The organism is Caballeronia sp. LZ062 (genome assembly GCF_031450785.1).
In the GTDB taxonomy this organism is placed as follows: Bacteria; Pseudomonadota; Gammaproteobacteria; order Burkholderiales; family Burkholderiaceae; genus Caballeronia.
The window spans coordinates 2,380,472-2,397,134 of sequence record NZ_JARTWB010000002.1; the positions used below are offsets into that span (position 1 = coordinate 2,380,472).

Annotated in this window: 18 protein-coding genes; 12 read left to right on the forward strand and 6 right to left on the reverse strand. The window is 62.7% G+C overall.

What is annotated here, in order from left to right; genetic code table 11:
• Positions 1 to 19 precede the first annotated feature (19 nt).
• Both motA and flhD read right to left on the reverse strand, forming a co-directional pair.
• Positions 20 to 880: a flagellar motor stator protein MotA gene (gene motA, locus P9239_RS17170; RefSeq protein ID WP_309752983.1), complete on the reverse strand. Its 861-nt coding sequence runs from the start codon at positions 878 to 880 to the stop codon at positions 20 to 22.
• Between the two features lie 191 nt (positions 881 to 1,071).
• Positions 1,072 to 1,383, reverse strand: a complete 312-nt coding sequence (gene flhD, locus P9239_RS17175; protein ID WP_309752985.1) for a flagellar transcriptional regulator FlhD — start codon at positions 1,381 to 1,383, stop codon at positions 1,072 to 1,074.
• Between the two features lie 618 nt (positions 1,384 to 2,001).
• Between flhD and P9239_RS17180 the strand changes: the two genes are divergently transcribed.
• The 3 genes from P9239_RS17180 (at position 2,002) to P9239_RS17190 (ending at position 4,622) form a co-directional block, all read left to right on the forward strand.
• Complete coding sequence (locus tag P9239_RS17180; protein WP_175939037.1) at positions 2,002 to 3,066, forward strand: glycosyltransferase family 4 protein; 1,065 nt, start codon at positions 2,002 to 2,004, stop codon at positions 3,064 to 3,066.
• A gap of 242 nt (positions 3,067 to 3,308) precedes the next feature.
• A complete protein-coding gene (gene aqpZ, locus P9239_RS17185) occupies positions 3,309 to 4,037 on the forward strand; it encodes an aquaporin Z (protein WP_309752988.1) in 729 nt (242 codons plus the stop codon).
• 300 nt (positions 4,038 to 4,337) lie between these two features.
• Positions 4,338 to 4,622, forward strand: coding sequence for a hypothetical protein (locus tag P9239_RS17190; protein WP_309752991.1), 285 nt, complete (start codon positions 4,338 to 4,340; stop codon positions 4,620 to 4,622).
• Positions 4,623 to 4,652: 30 nt separating this feature from the next.
• Here the strand turns inward: P9239_RS17190 and P9239_RS17195 are convergent, their stop codons facing one another.
• Both P9239_RS17195 and P9239_RS17200 read right to left on the reverse strand, forming a co-directional pair.
• Positions 4,653 to 5,480 carry a Cof-type HAD-IIB family hydrolase gene (locus P9239_RS17195; RefSeq protein WP_309752993.1) on the reverse strand — a complete coding sequence of 276 codons (828 nt, stop codon included), beginning with the start codon at positions 5,478 to 5,480 and terminating at the stop codon, positions 4,653 to 4,655.
• 46 nt (positions 5,481 to 5,526) lie between these two features.
• Positions 5,527 to 6,465, reverse strand: coding sequence for a BadF/BadG/BcrA/BcrD ATPase family protein (locus P9239_RS17200; RefSeq protein ID WP_309752995.1), 939 nt, complete (start codon positions 6,463 to 6,465; stop codon positions 5,527 to 5,529).
• A 107-nt stretch (positions 6,466 to 6,572) separates the two neighbouring features.
• On the opposite strand from P9239_RS17200, the gene P9239_RS17205 reads away from it, so the two are divergent.
• From P9239_RS17205 to P9239_RS17215, 3 genes are all read left to right on the forward strand, one after another.
• Positions 6,573 to 7,184 carry a DNA-3-methyladenine glycosylase I gene (locus P9239_RS17205; RefSeq protein ID WP_309752997.1) on the forward strand — a complete coding sequence of 204 codons (612 nt, stop codon included), beginning with the start codon at positions 6,573 to 6,575 and terminating at the stop codon, positions 7,182 to 7,184.
• A 424-nt stretch (positions 7,185 to 7,608) separates the two neighbouring features.
• Positions 7,609 to 8,034, forward strand: a complete 426-nt coding sequence (locus P9239_RS17210) for a hypothetical protein (RefSeq protein ID WP_309753000.1) — start codon at positions 7,609 to 7,611, stop codon at positions 8,032 to 8,034.
• Between the two features lie 15 nt (positions 8,035 to 8,049).
• The gene (locus P9239_RS17215) at positions 8,050 to 8,427 is read left to right on the forward strand and encodes a hypothetical protein (protein WP_309753001.1); all 378 of its coding nucleotides are present in this window, start codon (positions 8,050 to 8,052) and stop codon (positions 8,425 to 8,427) included.
• A gap of 114 nt (positions 8,428 to 8,541) precedes the next feature.
• Here the strand turns inward: P9239_RS17215 and rpsU are convergent, their stop codons facing one another.
• Positions 8,542 to 8,754: a 30S ribosomal protein S21 gene (rpsU, locus tag P9239_RS17220; RefSeq protein WP_159837708.1), complete on the reverse strand. Its 213-nt coding sequence runs from the start codon at positions 8,752 to 8,754 to the stop codon at positions 8,542 to 8,544.
• A gap of 370 nt (positions 8,755 to 9,124) precedes the next feature.
• Complete coding sequence (locus P9239_RS17225; protein WP_309753004.1) at positions 9,125 to 10,075, reverse strand: aldo/keto reductase; 951 nt, start codon at positions 10,073 to 10,075, stop codon at positions 9,125 to 9,127.
• 182 nt (positions 10,076 to 10,257) lie between these two features.
• On the opposite strand from P9239_RS17225, the gene P9239_RS17230 reads away from it, so the two are divergent.
• The 6 genes from P9239_RS17230 to P9239_RS17255 are packed head-to-tail and all read left to right on the forward strand — an operon-like array spanning position 10,258 to position 16,522.
• Positions 10,258 to 12,591, forward strand: coding sequence for a tetratricopeptide repeat protein (locus P9239_RS17230; RefSeq protein ID WP_309753006.1), 2,334 nt, complete (start codon positions 10,258 to 10,260; stop codon positions 12,589 to 12,591).
• Positions 12,588 to 13,751 carry a dTDP-4-amino-4,6-dideoxy-D-glucose aminotransferase VioA gene (gene vioA, locus P9239_RS17235; RefSeq protein ID WP_309753008.1) on the forward strand — a complete coding sequence of 388 codons (1,164 nt, stop codon included), beginning with the start codon at positions 12,588 to 12,590 and terminating at the stop codon, positions 13,749 to 13,751. Before P9239_RS17230 ends, vioA begins: the two co-directional genes overlap by 4 nt.
• Before the next feature lie 2 nt (positions 13,752 to 13,753).
• Positions 13,754 to 14,278: a GNAT family protein gene (locus P9239_RS17240; protein ID WP_309753010.1), complete on the forward strand. Its 525-nt coding sequence runs from the start codon at positions 13,754 to 13,756 to the stop codon at positions 14,276 to 14,278.
• A gap of 13 nt (positions 14,279 to 14,291) precedes the next feature.
• Positions 14,292 to 15,071, forward strand: a complete 780-nt coding sequence (locus P9239_RS17245) for a phytanoyl-CoA dioxygenase family protein (protein WP_309753013.1) — start codon at positions 14,292 to 14,294, stop codon at positions 15,069 to 15,071.
• Between the two features lie 36 nt (positions 15,072 to 15,107).
• Positions 15,108 to 15,830 carry a class I SAM-dependent methyltransferase gene (locus P9239_RS17250; RefSeq protein ID WP_309753014.1) on the forward strand — a complete coding sequence of 241 codons (723 nt, stop codon included), beginning with the start codon at positions 15,108 to 15,110 and terminating at the stop codon, positions 15,828 to 15,830.
• Positions 15,827 to 16,522, forward strand: coding sequence for a WbqC family protein (locus P9239_RS17255; protein WP_309753016.1), 696 nt, complete (start codon positions 15,827 to 15,829; stop codon positions 16,520 to 16,522). The genes P9239_RS17250 and P9239_RS17255 overlap by 4 nt, the downstream gene beginning before the upstream one ends.
• Positions 16,523 to 16,663: the final 141 nt, after the last annotated feature.

Below are 16,663 nucleotides of genomic sequence, written 5' to 3' on the forward strand. Positions count from 1 at the left end.
GTCGCGAAAACGAGGCGCGTCACTTCGCCTTCACCCGGCGCACGTGCTCTTCGAGTTCGGAGAACGACGGGCGCTCCGTGGAGAACAGCACCTTGCGGCCGAACTCGACGGCAATTGCCGGCGCGTAGCCGTTCAGGCTCGCGAGAATCGTCACCTTGATGCACTGGAACATCTTCGTCTGCTCGGCGACGCGCTGCTCCGCGACGCTCGCGAGCGGTCCGATGAAGCCGTACGAAATCAGAATGCCGAGGAACGTGCCGACGAGCGCCTGCGCGATCATCTCGCCCAGAATGGCGGGCGGCTGGTCGGCAGAGGCCATCGTGTGCACGACGCCCATCACCGCCGCGACGATGCCGAACGCGGGCATGGCGTCGCCGACCTTTTGCAGCGCCAGCGCGGGCGCTTCGCCTTCGACGTGGTGCGTCTCGATCTCTTCGTCCATGAGACTTTCGATTTCGAACGCATTCATGTTGCCGCCGACCATGAGCCGCAAATAGTCGGTCATGAACTCGACGATGTGATGGTCCGCGAGCAGCTTCGGGTACTGGCTGAAGATCGGGCTCTTGTGCGGATCTTCGATGTCGGATTCGAGCGTGAGCGTGCCTTCCTTGCGCGCCTTCGCGAGCAGCACGTAGAGCAGGCCCATCAGCTCCATGTACACGTCCTTGTTGTACTTGGAGCCTTTGAAAAGCGTGGGAATGACGAGCAGCGTCGACTTGATCGTCTTGACGCCGTTGCCGAGTATGAAGGCCCCGATGCCCGCGCCGGCGATCATCAAGATTTCGACCGGCTGTACGAGCGCGCCAAGATGGCCGCCTTCGAGCGCGTAACCGCCGAAAACGGACAGCAATGTCACGAGCGTTCCAACGAAAATCAGCACTGTCGGGTCCTCAGGGTTCGAATGCGGAAATGACCGGCGTCGATGCGCGGTTATGTCTGTTTACGGCACCCGGCTGGAAAACTTTGGCGGGGGCTTTGGGACGTGGGGCGACGTGCGGCTCGCAGCGAATCTGGCTTGTTTGTCGCGAGAGCGAGCCGTTTTGCGTCTTTGCTCGGGCGGGGGCGGCGCCCTCAGCCGATCTGTTCGACGGGCGCGTCGGCGAGCAGCATCGCCGCGAGCGCCGGGCTCTTGTCCTTGTCGGAGAGCGAAGCGAGGATCGTGTGGTCGTCGAAACGAAAGCGGCACAGCACATGGCTCGACGCCGCGACCTTCACCGCCTGCGCGAGTGTCAGCGACGACACGAGAGCGGCCACTTGCTCGGACAAACCGAGCCGATGCATCGCCGTAACGCGGTCTTCCTGAAGCAGCCGCTGCGCGAGCAGCACGTACGACAGATTCACCTCGCGAATTTCCGCGAGCGTGCTCATGGTAGTGGCCGTCATCTTTCCCCCGAGTCGTTGCGTGGCTGGTCAGGCCTGGCGGGAAACGTTTGCCCGAATACGCCTGCTGGCGACACTTCCGGCCCCGCTCGTGATGTCGGGCGATTCTCCCGCAATGCGCCGGGCGCGACTATCGGACAGACCTGCCGACGCGACGACGGCGTTTCGCCCGAATTTCTGTAGGAAGAATTCGTACATGCGAGGCCGTGGCCCCTGCGCGGCGACAAACGCTGTTATCGGCAGCGGCATCCCGGACTTTAGCCAGCGCCGGGCACGCGGCCTGCTATGGGGTGCCTCGCCGCTCGCATTACCTGCCGGAATGGTCCCCTTCGACCGCTTGGCTGCAATTTCTGACTTCGTAACAGCCGGTGTTTCGCGCTGTAACAAGGTTAAGCGATTGAAAAATGACGTGAAATGCCGCTCTCGATCCCGATAATGAACGTAAGGGATAACCCGGTCGAGAGCCGGATCGATCTTTGGGCGGCGTCAGCGACACACCGCAGCCCGCCCGACTGGCAGCGCGCCATGCTCGACCCGAGCCTGCGCTGCCCACACAACAGCTTGCATGACCCGCAACCGGCGCCGACCGCGCCGCGACGGGCCACTCAGGAGAGTCACGTTATGCGAATCGCACAAATTGCACCGTTGCACGAAGCAGTTCCCCCGAAGTTTTACGGCGGCACTGAGCGCGTGGTGTCCTACCTCACGGACGCGCTCGTCGACCTCGGCCACGATGTAACCTTGTTCGCAAGCGGCGATTCGCAAACCCGCGCGACGCTCGATGCGGCCTGGCCGCGCGCCCTGCGACTCGATCCCACGATCCGCGATCCGCTCGCGCCGCACATGCTGCTGCTCGAAACGGTCCGCCGCCGCGCGCACGAGTTCGACGTGCTGCACTTTCACCTCGACTACATGCCGTTCCCGCTGTTCACGCAACTGGACACGCCGTTCGTGACGACGCTGCACGGCCGTCTGGACTTGCCGGAATTGCAGCCGATCTTCAACACGTTCACGAAGGCGAACGTCGTTTCGATCTCGGACAATCAGCGCGGGCCGCTGCCCCAGGCCAATTGGCTCAACACGGTTTATCACGGGCTGCCGGACGATTTGCTGACGCCGCAGCCGCACAAAAAGCCCGAATATCTCGCGTTTCTTGGCCGCATTTGCCCGGAAAAGCGCGCGGATCTCGCCATCAAGATCGCGGCGCAAAGCGGTCTGCCGCTGAAGATCGCGGCGAAGGTGGACAAGGTCGACCAGGATTATTTCAAGTCGACTATCGAGCCGCTGCTGTCGCAGGCGCACGTGGAGTTCATCGGTGAGATCAACGAGGCGCAGAAGCCTGAGTTCCTATCGGGCGCGAAGGCGCTGCTCTTCCCGATCGACTGGAACGAGCCGTTCGGCCTCGTGATGATCGAAGCAATGGCGTGCGGCACGCCGGTGATCGCGTTCAACCGCGGTTCGGTGCCCGAAGTCATCGATCACGGCGTGACCGGCTTCATCTGCGAAGACGTGCCGGGCGCGGTCGGCGCGCTGCATCGCATCGACGAGCTGTCGCGCACCGAGATTCGTGCGCAGTTCGAGCGCCGCTTCAGCGCAAAGACGATGGCGCAGAACTACGTGGATACGTACACGGCCATGCTTCAGGCCGCTAAGCGCCCGGTGCTGCGTCAGGTCGCCGTTGGCTGACTCTGCGCGCCTTGTCGCTTCGAATGCCGCCCGAGGGGCGGCATTTTTTTCGCCTTGTTCTTTGCGCCGTGTGCTTTTGAACAAGGAGAAATCCGAAGATCGCTGCTTTCGGCATGCAATGCCCGTGAATCGACTAATTTTGACAGTTTGGAAAAACAGCCGCCCTTAAACTGCGCTCGGCAAGGGCAATCGGCTTTCTTGCGTCAAATCAAAGGTCTCTCACATTTCACGAAGGCAGAATCATGCATTTGTCGAAGCGTCTCGGCGCTGAAATTTTCGGTACTTTCTGGCTCGTGCTGGGCGGATGCGGAAGCGCCGTGCTGGCCGCAGGCTTCCCTCACACGGGCATCGGCTTCGTGGGCGTATCGCTCGCGTTCGGCCTCACCGTGCTCACCATGGCTTACGCGATCGGCCACGTGTCCGGCTGCCATCTGAACCCGGCGGTGAGCATCGGGCTGGCAGTCGCGGGGCGCTTTCCCGTGCGCGACCTCGGGCCGTACATCGTGGCTCAGGTGGTGGGCGCAACGCTCGGCGCATTCGCGCTCAAGCTGATCGCCACTGGCATGCCTGGCTTCGATCTGATCGCGAGCGGTTTCGCGGCGAACGGCTTCGGCGATCATTCGCCGGGGCACTACACGATGTTCGCGGCGCTCGTCTGCGAATTCCTGATGACGTTCTTCTTCCTCTTCGTGATTCTCGGCGCAACCGACGACCGCGCGCCGAAGGGCTTCGCGCCGATCGCCATCGGCCTGTGCCTGACGCTCATCCATCTGATTTCGATTCCCGTCACGAACACGTCCGTGAACCCGGCGCGCTCCACCGGTCCGGCGTTCTTCGTCGGCGGCTGGGCGCTGGATCAGCTGTGGCTGTTCTGGATCGCGCCGATTGCGGGCGCTATCGTCGCGGGCATGTTGTATCCGCTGCTGGCATCGGATTCCGAAGCACGCAAGATGGCGGCCGTCGCGCAGTAAGTCGCTGGGTCGGTCATGTAAAACGGGCGCTTCGGCGCCCGTTTTCTTTTGCACTCGACGCGCGCGGATTGCAAGCGCGCGACAGTTGTAATGGCGAATTACGCAGCATGCTTATTATTTCTCCCGCGAGCGTGCGCTCCAGAGCGAAAAGCCTCGCCGGACAAGGCCTTTGCGTATGGTACCGGCGTGGAAAACGGCTTACGCGCCCCTTGCACACGGTAACAAGTCGTCGAAGCGTGTAAGACAGCCGGCGCTTACATTGGACTCATGCGACACACGTCGCCTTCCAGGAGAAACACCATGAAGCGCATCGTCACTCAATTGCTCGTCGCGACCGGCCTTGTCATCGGTGCTGTCGGCGCGGCAGAGGCCCATACCGACCTTCACGTGGGCGTTTCGCTCGGCGCGCCGGCCTATGCTGCTCCCGCGCCCGTGTACGTGCGGCCCGCCGCGCCGGCGTATCGCGCGCCGTACTGGCGCCATGAGGAACCGCGCTGGCATCGCGACTACGGTCACGACAACGGGCGCTGGAATCGCGCGGGCTGGGACCATGGTCACTCGAACGACTGGGGCCGCCGCGGATAACAGATCGCGCCGCGCGAGGCTGTGAGATAGTTAGCGCGGCGACGCAATGTCGTCGCGTAGATCGAACAGCTTGCGCAGCTGATGCGCGACGCCCGCCTCGAAGTTGTTCCCGATGCGCGGCACATTCGGCAGACGCGTGATCAGATCCGGATTCGCGTTGTTCATCATGAACGGATGGCCGGCCGTCTCCAGCAAGTCGATGTCGTTCATGTTGTCGCCGAACGCGACGCATTGAGCCGGATCGATATCCAGCCGCTCCAGCACGTAACGCAGCGCGCGGCCCTTCGACACGTCGGACGTCATGACTTCGAGGCAATCCGCCAGCGAATAAGTGACATACAACGCATCGCCGAATTCGCGCTCCAGGTTCGCGGCGACGTGCTTCAGGTCCGCCGGCTCGCCGATGTACAGCACTTTCGCAATGTTCTCGCCGTCGTGCTCACGTAAGTCCATGACTTCGTACTTGAAACCGGAGTCCTGATGAAACACGAGCAGTTCGGGCGCGTGACGGTCGATGAGCCACGCGTCGTCGGCGAAAAGGTTCACGATCACGCGGCCATGCGCGCCCGCGACGTCCGGCTGCACGAGGCGTCGCACGGCCGCTGGCGCGAGATCGCGCGAATAGATGCGCTCGTCGCCGGGCGCATGCACGCGCGCGCCGTTGGACGTGATCAGGTAAGCGTCGATGCCCAGCAGATCGCGGATGCCCGCAACATCGCGATAATGCCGCCCCGTCGCGATGATGACCGGCACGCCGCGCGAGGCCAGCGTGCGCAGCGTCTCTGCGGTGAACGAGTCCAACTGGTGATCGCTGTTGAGAAGCGTACCGTCGAGATCAGTTGCGATGACCGAATACATGGCTGCCCTATTTGAGCGGATGGAAACGCCCGCGAAGCTGGCTATTTTATCGCGGCTCTTTTGCAGACCGCGCCGCCGCGGCACCCGACGCCGCCGCGCGCCGCGCCAGTTCCAGCGCGCCTGCGGCCGAATCCGCGCGAGGCCGGCAAAGGCGCGTGTGCAAGGAAACCGGCACGAAAGGCTCGTAGGGCGCGCCGAGTCCGCCGCACAGGGCCACCGGCAGTTCGCCCGCCGGGTCCAGCGCCGCCACGAGGAGTTCGATCTCGCGCCCCGCCTGCTCCAGCAACTGCGCCGCCGCCGGATGATCGCGGTATTCGAACACGCTCGGCGCGAGCGTGGCGTACGCGGTCTGATTCGACGCGCACAGCCACACCACGAGACTGTCGCGATCCGTCGCGCCCGTGAGCCGCAAGAGCGCGCGCGACCAGTCATCGGCGGGCAGGCGGCCGTCCAGCACGCGCTGAAGGTGAACCACCGCGCGCAGGCCGAGCCACGCGCCACTCGCTTCGTCGCCGCTCGGAAAGCCGTAGCCGCCCGCGATACGGCAGACGCCCTCGCCGTCCAGCGACGCCGCGATGCTGCCCGTGCCGAGCGCGACGATCACGCCCGGTCCGCCGCCGTGCGCGCCCAGGACCGTCGTGTATGCGTCGCTTTCCACGCTCAACGCATGAACCGGCGGCGCCATGCCCAGAAATGCCGCGAGCCAGTCCGCGTTGTTGACGCCCGCGAGGCCGCAGCCGAGCGAACAGGCGCGCCAGTCGAACGCGAGGCCGGCGGCATCGAACGCGCGCTGGCAGGCATCGCCAATGGAACGCCATGCTTGCTCGACGCCCAGCGCCAGCCCCGAAGGACCGCCGCTCGCGCGGGCCAACTCGACGCCGTGCGCGTCCGCGAGAATCACGCGCGTGCCGCTTCCGCCGCCGTCGATGCCGAGCAGATAGCCGTTGAAGTCGGGCTGCGTGAGAGTGCTAGTGAAAGTGTTCATGGCCGCAAGCATAGCGGCGACGGCTCCGCGCGCCAATTAGCCGAATGGCAGAGGCGGCGCGGCATTCGCGTTCGGCTATGCTGGCGCGATCGAAACAGGGATTCGCAATGGCAGACACCGAACCGACCCGCTGCGCCTGGGCCAGCACCGGCGCAATGGCGCATTACCACGACACCGAATGGGGCGTTCCATCGCGCGACGACCGCCATCTCTTCGAGATGCTGGTGCTCGAAGGCGCGCAGGCTGGTCTCTCATGGTCCACCATCCTGAACAAGCGCGAAGGTTATCGCGCGCTGTTCGCAGGCTTCGACATCGACCGCGTGGCGCGCTTCACGGACGGCGACATCGAGCGGATCGTCGGCGATGCGCGCGTGGTCCGCAATCGGGCGAAGATCACGTCCGCTGTCGTCAATGCGCGCGCGGTGCAGCGCATTCAGGCCGAGCACGGCTCGTTCGCGGAGTTCGTGTGGTCGTTCGTGAACGGCTCCCCTATCGACACGCCGCGCGACGCGAACAATCCGACGCCCGCCTCGACGCCCCAATCTGACGCGTTGAGCCGCGCGCTCAAGCAATACGGCTGCAAGTTCGTCGGCACGACAATCTGCTACGCCTTCATGCAGGCAACGGGCATGGTGAACGACCACGTTGCCGGCTGTGTGGCGCGCGGCAAGACTAAGCCAAAACGGAAAACCGCCGAGAAAAGCAGCCGTTCAGCTTAGTCCGATACGGCGCGCTTTTGCTTTTTGGCAACATTTCTCCGCCAAACGGCGTTGATCAGGGAAAGTCCTGATCGCATGCGGTTTTTTGCAGTGAAGCATGCCGCCAGCCGCGCCGCATAAGGCGCCGACAACGCTTCTGCGGCGCTGCACGAACGTGCGTGTCGTGTAAAAATGGCGTTCTCGCGTGCGTTACCGCACCTTTTTACCGAGCCGTGCCGTTATAACTAGTGGCGTGCGGATCGTTCACTGAGTGGAGAGATCCGCCGCGAGTACACGGACACGGGAGAAGCGCGTGTCCCAAGCCGGGAAAACCATCGTGCTCGAAGCTGTATACGGTCGGCGTGCGCGCCGTCCGATGCCGCAGGTGCAGGTTGCTCGAAATCCAACGCATGGCCGCTGCGCAGGGGCGCAGGGGAGAAATATGATGAAAAGCTTGAACTTCCTGACGCATCAGGAGATTTTTGACAACGCGGTGCAGCATCTCTTCACGCAGGGACAAGCCGCTTTGCTGCCTCACGGCGGCGGCGCTTATCGCGGATTCTGCGGCGGCTGCCCCATCGGCAGTCTCATCAAGCCGCGCGACTACGTGACGGCAATGGAGGGCGTGCCGATCCGCTATATCGGGAAATCGCCCGAAGCGGTGCCGGCGTACATGGATGTCGGCGTCGCGGCGCTCAAGCGCGCTCTGCTGCGCGCGCGCATCAATGTCTTCGATCCGACCACGGTCGAACTGCTTTCCTGTCTGCAAAACGTGCACGACGTCTTCGGCAAATGGGAATGGCGCGAGCGTCTGACGTCGATTGCGCGGCAATTCGGGCTGTCGGCCGAACTGCTGAAAACGGCTGCGTAACGGTGCGGGTGCCGTATGTTGAGCCCTGTCACGATGTTGAGCCCGAGCGAGATCTTCCATCGCGTGAGCGCGCATTTGCTGGCGCAGCGCGCCGTTTCGGAAGATGACAACGGGTCGTGCCGCCTGAGAGGCGCGCACGGCCGCAAGTGCGCAATCGGATCGCTGGTGCGCGACGATCTCTACGAATGGGAGCTCGAAGGCGTCGGCATTTCGTACTATCGACATGCGCAGGACGGCAAGCTGCTGCGCGCACTGTATGCGTCGAACGTGAATGCTTACGATCCGTCGATCATCGATCTCTTGATCGAACTGGAGCAGATTCACGACGACGCCAGCGTCGACGAGTGGCCGCATCTTCTGGACGCGCTCGCCAGACGGCACGCGTTCGCCTGAGCGAACTGGTTCGTTGCAAGGACGGACCAAAAAAAAACGGCGGTGCGCCCATACGGGCTGCACCGCCGTTTTGCCTTGCCGCACCGGAAAACAACCGGCCCGGCACGAAGACGCTTAGTGCATCTTCTTCGGCAGCATCTGGCTACGCAGGCGCTTGCGCAGGCGGGCAACGGCCGCGGCCTTCTTGCGCTTGCGCTCGGTGGTCGGCTTTTCGTAGGACTGGCGCTCGCGCAGTTCTGCGATCAGGCCGTTCTTTTCGATGGTGCGGCGGAAGCGCCGAATCGCGACATCGAACGGCTCGTTTTCTTTGAGAACAATAGTGGTCATGAAAATCCTGATTTGCTAAACGTATTTCTAAGTGCGCAACGGAAAACCCGCCGCGCGCCGGCACTCCGATCGTCCGCCGGGCGAAATTGGCCGAATAGCCCAAAGACGCAGCGGACACGAGCAAAGCGGCCACGGAGGCCGGAAAAGAGAGAGTTGAGATTCAACCGCAGAGCGGCATGTGCGGTGGAAAGAACAGCCTGACCGCACACTTTCGGCGCCGTTCCCCGCTGGCGATTAACGTTTTGACGTTGTCATTTTCAGCGGAAGAAGGCGAGAAATCGGACACATTTCTCGATTCGGGCGCGATGTTACCAGAACACCGCGCCGCTGCCAACACTTCGAAGCACGCCAACTCGTTGATGCAACAGATTTATTTCTGCCAAGCGCTCGCTTCGTCGAGCATGTTGACTTCTTCCGGGTCCAGCTGAAGGCGCGTGGCGGCCGCGAGACTTTCCAGCTGCTGCACCGACGTTGCGCTCGCAATCGGCGCCGTCACGCTGGGCCGCGCGATGATCCACGCGAGCGCGACCGTCGCGGGTGTCGTGTCATGGCGCTTCGCGGCTTCGTCGAGCGCATCGAGAATTTTCAGGCCGCGCTCGTTCAGATACTTCTCGACACGCGAGCCGCGCGCCTTGCCCTGCATGTCTTCCTTCGAGCGGTACTTGCCCGACAGAAAGCCGCTCGCCAGGCTGAAATACGTGACGACCGCGATCTTGTGCGCCTCGGCGACGGGTTCGAGATCGGATTCATAGCCTTCGCGGTCGTAAAGGTTGTACTCCGGCTGAAGGATCTGATACGCCGGAAGCGCCGATTCCTTTGCCACCTTCAGCGCCTCTTCCAGCCGCGCGCCCGTGTAGTTCGACGCCCCGATCACGCGCACCTTGCCTGCCTGAATGAGCTTCTGATACGCGCTGAGCGTTTCGTCGAGCGGCGTCTGGTCGTCGTCGAGGTGAGAGAAGTAGACGTCGATGTAATCGGTCTTCAGACGCCGCAGGGAATCGTCGACGGCTGCGGCGATGTTCGCTGCCGACAGCCCTTTGCGCGTGCCCAGCATGCCGACTTTTGTCGCGAGCACGATTTTCTGGCGCTTGCCGCTCTCCTTGAACCACTTGCCGATGATCGTTTCCGACTCGCCGCCCTGGTGCCCCTCGACCCACGCGGAGTAGACATCCGCCGTGTCGATGAAATTGAGGCCGTGGTCGACGAACGCGTCGAGGATGGAGAACGAGGTGCGCTCGTCCGCGGTCCAGCCGAACACGTTGCCGCCGAAAACGAGCGGCGCGACTTTGAGATCCGATGTGCCGATGCTGCGAGTTTGCATGGGGACTCCGTGTGCAAGAGGAAACGGATAGGCAAGCATACGCGGTGTCGGCGGCGGCTGCCGAATGCGTCACGACAAATCCCCTGAACAGAACCGGTTTTTCCGCGCAGTTCCCCGATTTCGATCGCGCGGCGGCGTCTGATAATTCTTCTCGAACCACTATCAGGCGCAATCCGCACACCATGACTGCTTCGACCGAGCTCCCGGACGCACCGGCCTCCACCCACGATCCAGAATTCGAGCAGGCGCTGGCGCACGTGCTGTGCGCCGCGATCGAGCATCATCAGAAGAACGAAGTGGAAGAGGCGCAGGCACTTTATCGCATCGTGCTCGATGCCAGCCCCGCTCATGCCGATGCTCATCACAATCTCGGCGCGCTCGCGTTGCAGCAGCACGATTTCGAGCGCGCGATCCCGCACTTCGAAGCGGCCGTCGGCGCGAATCCCGATCAAGGCCATTACTGGGCCAGCTATATCAATGCGCTGACCGTGAGCGGACAGACATCGGCGGCGTGGGTCGCGCTCGAAATGGCGCAGCAGCGCGGGATGAAAGGACCGGCGGTCGATCGGCTGATTCAGCAACTCGTGTTGTCCGGGAACGCGCCCACGCCCGCGCCCGCTGCGCTCGCCGCGCCTGCGCCGGTCGAGACAGCCGTCAGCGCGCCCGAGAAGAAAGAGGCGTCCGCCATGCGCATGGCCGTGCCGCCGCAGCAGCAGATCAACCGCGTGACGACGCTCTATCACCAGGGCCGCACTGCCGAAGCGCTTGAAATCGCGCGTCAGATGACCGAGCGATTTCCGAATTTTGCGCTCGGATGGCGAGCGATGGGCAGTTCCCTGCACTCCCTCGGACGCACATTCGAGGCAATCGAGCCGTTCGCGCGGACCGTGGAGCTCGAGCCGACGGACGTGGAATCGCGCAAGGTGCTCGCCGACTGCTTGCGCCTGCATAACCGTTTTGCCGATGCCGAAGCCGCGTGCCGCGAAGTCCTTGCGCAGGCACCGGAGCACGCGGAAGCGTATCGCATTCTCGGCATGACGTTGCAGTCGATGGGCCGCCACGAGGAAGCCGAAGCGTGCTGCCGCAAGACGGTGGAACTCACGCGCTCGGTGGTGGCGTACAGCACGCTCGGCGTCATGCTGCTCGACCAGGGGCGCCTGAAGGAAGCGCAGATCGAACTGCGCCGCGCGCTCGAGATCAAGCCGGACTACGGCATCGCGCACGAAAACATCCTCTTCTGCATGAGTCACGACGAAGACGTCGACGCAAATGCGCTCTTCGCGCAACACGTCGCATTCGGCGAGCAATGCGAGGCACCGTTGCGCGCGCAGTGGAAACCGCATGCCAATTCGCGTCATCCGGAGCGGAAACTGAAGGTCGGTTTCGTGTCCGGCGACCTCTTTCACCACGCAATCTCCACGTTTATCGAGCCTATCTTCGAGCACCTTGCGCATGACGCCGGCCTGGAGATTCACGTCTACTACAGCCACTCGATCAACGATGACGTGACCGCGCGCCTGCGCCAGAACGCGGCGCGCTGGAATCCGGTCAACGGACTGACGGACGTGCAACTCGCCGACAAGATTCGCGCCGACGGCATCGACGTGCTGATCGACCTTTCCGGGCACACCTCGCGCAATCGGCTGCTCATGTTCGCGCGCAAACCGGCGCCGATTCAGGCGAGCTGGATGGGATATCCCGGCACGACCGGTCTGACGGCGATGGACTATTACCTCGCCGACTCGTTCCACGTTCCCGAGCACCACGCACAAGGTCAGTTCGTCGAGAAGATTGCGTATCTGCCGGCCAACGCTCCGTTCCAACCGGCACGGTACGCGCCGCCCGTCAACGGACTGCCCGCGCTGCACAACGGCTATCTCACATTCGGCAGTTTCAACCGCATCAACAAGATCCAGCCTCGCGCCATCGCGCTGTGGGCCGAACTGCTTCGCGCGCTGCCCGACTCACGCATGTTGCTCGGCGCGATGCCGCCGGATTCGGGCCACGAGACGCTCACCGAATGGTTCGCCAGAGAAGGAATCGCGCGCGAACGGCTCGATTTCCGCACGCGCTCGAACATGCCCGTGTACTTGCAGCAGCATCATCACGTGGATCTTTGCCTCGACACGTTCCCGTATTCGGGCGGCACCACGACGCTTCACGCCATGTGGATGGGTGTCCCGACGATCACGTTGCCGGGCCGTCTGATGGCAAGCCGCGGAAGCACCGCCGCACTGTCGCTGGCGGGGCTGGGCGACTTCGTCGCGAAAGACAACGCCGACTTCGTCGCGAAGGGCCTGGCGTGGGCAAACGATCTCACAGGGCTCGCGCAGTTGCGCGCCAGCATGCGCGAGCGCTGTGCCGAATCGCCGATGCTTCAACCGGCCGTCATCGCAGCGGGCCTGTCCGCTTCGCTGCGCGAAATGTGGCGCCGCTGGTGCGCGGGGCTCGCGCCCGCCGCGCTGGAGGCGCAACAGCCCGGCGAAACCGCGCGCAACTCTCAGGAAAAGTCATGAGCAGCCTTCCCGTCCGTATCGTAGAGCCGATCGTAGACGAACGCATTTACGTCACGCAGCCGCATCTCGCGCCGCTTGCCGAATTCCTGCCGTATCTGGAAAAGATCTGGGACAGCAAGGTACTGACCAACGGCGGCCCGTTCCATCAGCAACTGGAAAAGGCGCTGTGCGAGTACCTCGGCGTCGAGCATCTCGCGCTGTTCGCCAACGGCACGCTCGCGCTCGTGACGGCGCTGCAGGCGCACCGCGTGACGGGCGAAGTCATCACGACGCCGTATTCCTTCGTTGCCACCGCGCATTCGCTGTTGTGGAACGGCATCAAACCGGTGTTCGTCGATATTGATCCGAACACGCTCAATCTCGATCCCGCGAAGATCGAAGCGGCCATCACGCCCCAAACCACGGCGATCATGCCGGTGCACTGCTATGGCCGTCCGTGCGATGTCGAAGCGATTCAGAAAATCGCCGACAACTACAACCTGAAGGTGATCTACGACGCAGCGCATGCATTCGGCGTGAAGACGCTCGGCGGGAGCGTGCTCAAACACGGCGATCTTTCCGTGTTGAGCTTCCACGCGACGAAGGTGTTCAACACGTTCGAGGGCGGTGCGATCGTCTGCCCGGACGCGAAGACGAAGCAGCGTATCGACCATCTGAAAAACTTCGGCTTCGTGGACGAAACGACGGTTGTCGCGCCGGGTATCAACGGCAAGATGAGCGAGATCAACGCGGCATTCGGCCTGCTCCAGCTCAAGCATATCGACGAGGCGCTCGAACGCCGCCGGCGGATCGACGCCAGATACCGCGCCATGCTCGCCGATGTGAAGGGCGTGCGCTGTCTTCCGGAACCGCGAAGCGCGGACGAATACGTCGCCAATCACTCGTATTTTCCGATACTCGTCACGGACGAGTATCCGCTCGAGCGCGACGCGCTGTTCGAGCATCTGCGCGATCACGACATTTACGCGCGCCGCTACTTTTACCCGCTCATCTCCGAGTTTCCGATGTATCGCGGCCTGCCGTCGGCGCAACGCGCGAATCTGCCCGTTGCGGGCGATGCGGCGCGTCGCGTGCTGTGTCTGCCGATTTATCCCGCGCTGGAAGATCACGACGTGGATCGTATCGTCGGCCTGATCGCGAAGCCGCCACGCCGAGCGTAAAGATGAACATTTTCCTGCGCGAAATTCAGGCCTCCGATCTGCCCGCCATCACTGCATGGCGCGCCGATCGCGAGGTGGTCGACGCTCTCGTCGGCAACTTCCGGCACGTGAACGAGGACGTCGACCGCCGCTGGTACGACGCGTATCTCGCGAGCCGCGCGAACAACGTGCGCCTCGCAATTTGTCTGCGCGAAAGCGGTGAATGCGTCGGCGTGGTGTATCTCCTTCAGATTCACTGGATCAACCGGACCGGCGAGTTCGGCATTCAGATTGGCGACGCGGCGGCGCGCGGCCGGGGTATCGGCGAAGCTGCAACGCGGCTCATGCTGCGGCACGCGTTCGCGGATCTGAATTTGCGCCGTGTCTCTTTGTCGGTGCTGGCGGACAACACGCGTGCCATTCGCCTGTACGAACGCGTCGGCTTTCGCCACGAAGGCGTGCAGCGCGAAGCGGTATTCAAAGGCGGACGCTACGTCGACTTGCTGATGATGGCGACGCTTGCCGACGATCAGGACGCACAGCAGTAAGGAGCAACACGCAATGGACATGACCTCGTTCGACCACAGGCTCGCCGAGCACGGCTGGGTTGTCTTTCCCGATGCGCTCGACGCCGGTTTCGTCGATCGTCTGCGTCGCGATTGCCTGAAATGGGTCGATATCTGCACGCAGTATCAGATCGCGAGCGGCATCAATGCGAACGGCGACGGTACCGCGCATCACAGCATCGGCGCCAACGACAGCATCGACGAATTCGTCGCAATGCATCTCTTTCATCCGTGGCTCACGCATTTCTTCTTGAACAAGCCGTACATCCTGCACGCGTGTAACCCCGTAGGCGGCTTTCCGCGCGCGCAGAACTATGTGCATCGCGTGCATCGCGATGTCGCGACGTTCATTCCGAACTTCAATCTGCGCATGAACATGCTCGTGATGCTCGACGATTTCACGATCGAGAACGGCGCCACTCAAGTGCTGAGCGGCTCGCACATGCAGAACGAACAACCCGACGAGGCGACCTTTTCCGCCCGCGCGGAATACGTGACAGGCCGCGCCGGCTCCGTCGTGCTCTTCAACTCCTACTTGTGGCATCGCGGCACGCTCAACACGACGGCGCGTAATCGCGTCGCACTGACGCTCAGCTACGGACCCGCGTTCGTAAAACCGCAGATGGACTACGCGCGACTCGTCGGCGAAGAGCGCGGTGCGCAGCTCGCGCCGCTGACGCGTCAGGTGCTCGGCTTCAATTCCCGGGTACCGGTGAGCTTGTCGGAATGGTATCGACCCCGTACTGAAAGACTCTATCTGCCCGACCAAGGCTAACCCGGCCAAGACCCAACCAGACATACAAGGCAAGCGATGCGTGACTACAATGCCGAGGCCCAGTCGCGGCCCGACAAGCGATACGACTACAACTTCGACGAGATCGTGCGCGACTACATGATGAAGCGGTTCGCGCCGCATTTCGAACCCGGTCCCGCGCTGGAACTCGGTTGCCATGAAGGCCGCTCGACGACCCTGCTCGCGCAACACTTCCCGGACCTCACGGTCATCGAAGCGTCCTCCGATGCCATCGCCATCGCGCAGCGCAATTCACCGGATCACGTGCGCTTCGTCAACGCGACGTTCGAAGTGGCCGAGCTGGACCGCAAGTATCGCTCGATCTTCCTGATCAACACGCTGGAACATCTGGAAGAAACGGGACCCGTGCTGCGCAACATTCACGACTGGCTCGCGCCCGACGGACGCTTCTACGTCCTCGTCCCAAACGCCGACGCGCCCTCGCGGCAGATTGCCGTGCGCATGGGACTCATCGCATCGAACAACGCGGTCACGCCCGGCGAATGGGCGCACGGGCATCGCCGGACGTATTCGTTCGATACGCTCGAAGCCGACGTGCGCGCCGCCGGTTTCAAGGTCGAACAGCGCGGCGGCCTCATGTTCAAGGCGCTCGCGAATTTCCAGTTCGATCGCGCGCTCGAAGCGGGCATCATCGACAGTAAATATCTCGACGGCATTTACGACCTCGGCATGATCTATCCGCAAATGTGCGCGAGCATTTACCTCATCTGCGGCAAATGAAAGTCGCGATCATGCAGCCTTACTTTCTGCCCTATATCGGCTACTTTCAGCTGATCGGGGCAGTCGACGTGTTCGTCGTCTACGACAACATCAAATACACGAAGAAAGGCTGGTTCAACCGGAATCGCTTCCTGCAAAACGGCGGCGATGCGTATTTCAGCATTCCGCTCGTCGCCGATTCCGATTCGCTCGATGTCGTCGCGCGCTCGATCGCCCCTTCTTTCGACCGGCAAAAGCTGCTCAATCAGATACAGGGCGCATATCGGCGCGCGCCGCATTTCGCGCAAGGGTTCGAATTGTTGCGCGAATGCGTCGAGCAGGAAGAGCGCAATCTTTTCCATTTCCTGCATCACTCGATTCGCGCGACGAACAAAAGGCTTTCGCTCGACACGCGGATCGTCGTTTCGTCGACATTGCCGATCGACCATTCGCTTCGCGCGCAGGACAAGGTGCTGGCGATATGCGGCGCACTCGGCGCGACGACGTACATCAACGCAATCGGCGGCACCGCGCTTTATTCGGCGCCGGATTTCGCCGAACGCGGAATCGAGCTGCGTTTTTTACAGCCGCGCGCGCTCGAATACCGGCAGTTCGGCGAGCCGTTCGTGCCCTGGCTTTCCATTCTCGACCTTTTGATGTTCAACCCGGCTGACGAAGTTGAGGCCATGTTGGGCGAATTCGATCTCGTTTGAGCGACGCGACACGGGCGCCAACCCGGCGCGCGACCGCGCAGCAGGGCGGCGCAAACCGCGCAAAGCATCGTCCAAAAAATTTCTGAATTGCCTCAACGTCGAGCCTAAAGTTTTCTTCGAACGCCGCCGAAAACCTAAACA

Excerpts from the sequence above, each read along its gene's own strand:
- flhD (WP_309752985.1), bottom strand. The coding sequence starts at position 1,383 with ATGACGGCCACTACCATGAGCACGCTCGCGGAAATTCGCGAGGTGAAT.
- P9239_RS17180 (WP_175939037.1), top strand. The coding sequence starts at position 2,002 with ATGCGAATCGCACAAATTGCACCGTTGCACGAAGCAGTTCCCCCGAAG.
- aqpZ (WP_309752988.1), top strand. The coding sequence starts at position 3,309 with ATGCATTTGTCGAAGCGTCTCGGCGCTGAAATTTTCGGTACTTTCTGG.
- P9239_RS17190 (WP_309752991.1), top strand. The coding sequence starts at position 4,338 with ATGAAGCGCATCGTCACTCAATTGCTCGTCGCGACCGGCCTTGTCATC.
- P9239_RS17195 (WP_309752993.1), bottom strand. The coding sequence starts at position 5,480 with ATGTATTCGGTCATCGCAACTGATCTCGACGGTACGCTTCTCAACAGC.
- P9239_RS17200 (WP_309752995.1), bottom strand. The coding sequence starts at position 6,465 with ATGAACACTTTCACTAGCACTCTCACGCAGCCCGACTTCAACGGCTAT.
- P9239_RS17205 (WP_309752997.1), top strand. The coding sequence starts at position 6,573 with ATGGCAGACACCGAACCGACCCGCTGCGCCTGGGCCAGCACCGGCGCA.
- P9239_RS17210 (WP_309753000.1), top strand. The coding sequence starts at position 7,609 with ATGAAAAGCTTGAACTTCCTGACGCATCAGGAGATTTTTGACAACGCG.
- P9239_RS17215 (WP_309753001.1), top strand. The coding sequence starts at position 8,050 with ATGTTGAGCCCTGTCACGATGTTGAGCCCGAGCGAGATCTTCCATCGC.
- rpsU (WP_159837708.1), bottom strand. The coding sequence starts at position 8,754 with ATGACCACTATTGTTCTCAAAGAAAACGAGCCGTTCGATGTCGCGATT.
- P9239_RS17225 (WP_309753004.1), bottom strand. The coding sequence starts at position 10,075 with ATGCAAACTCGCAGCATCGGCACATCGGATCTCAAAGTCGCGCCGCTC.
- P9239_RS17230 (WP_309753006.1), top strand. The coding sequence starts at position 10,258 with ATGACTGCTTCGACCGAGCTCCCGGACGCACCGGCCTCCACCCACGAT.
- vioA (WP_309753008.1), top strand. The coding sequence starts at position 12,588 with ATGAGCAGCCTTCCCGTCCGTATCGTAGAGCCGATCGTAGACGAACGC.
- P9239_RS17240 (WP_309753010.1), top strand. The coding sequence starts at position 13,754 with ATGAACATTTTCCTGCGCGAAATTCAGGCCTCCGATCTGCCCGCCATC.
- P9239_RS17245 (WP_309753013.1), top strand. The coding sequence starts at position 14,292 with ATGGACATGACCTCGTTCGACCACAGGCTCGCCGAGCACGGCTGGGTT.
- P9239_RS17250 (WP_309753014.1), top strand. The coding sequence starts at position 15,108 with ATGCGTGACTACAATGCCGAGGCCCAGTCGCGGCCCGACAAGCGATAC.
- P9239_RS17255 (WP_309753016.1), top strand. The coding sequence starts at position 15,827 with ATGAAAGTCGCGATCATGCAGCCTTACTTTCTGCCCTATATCGGCTAC.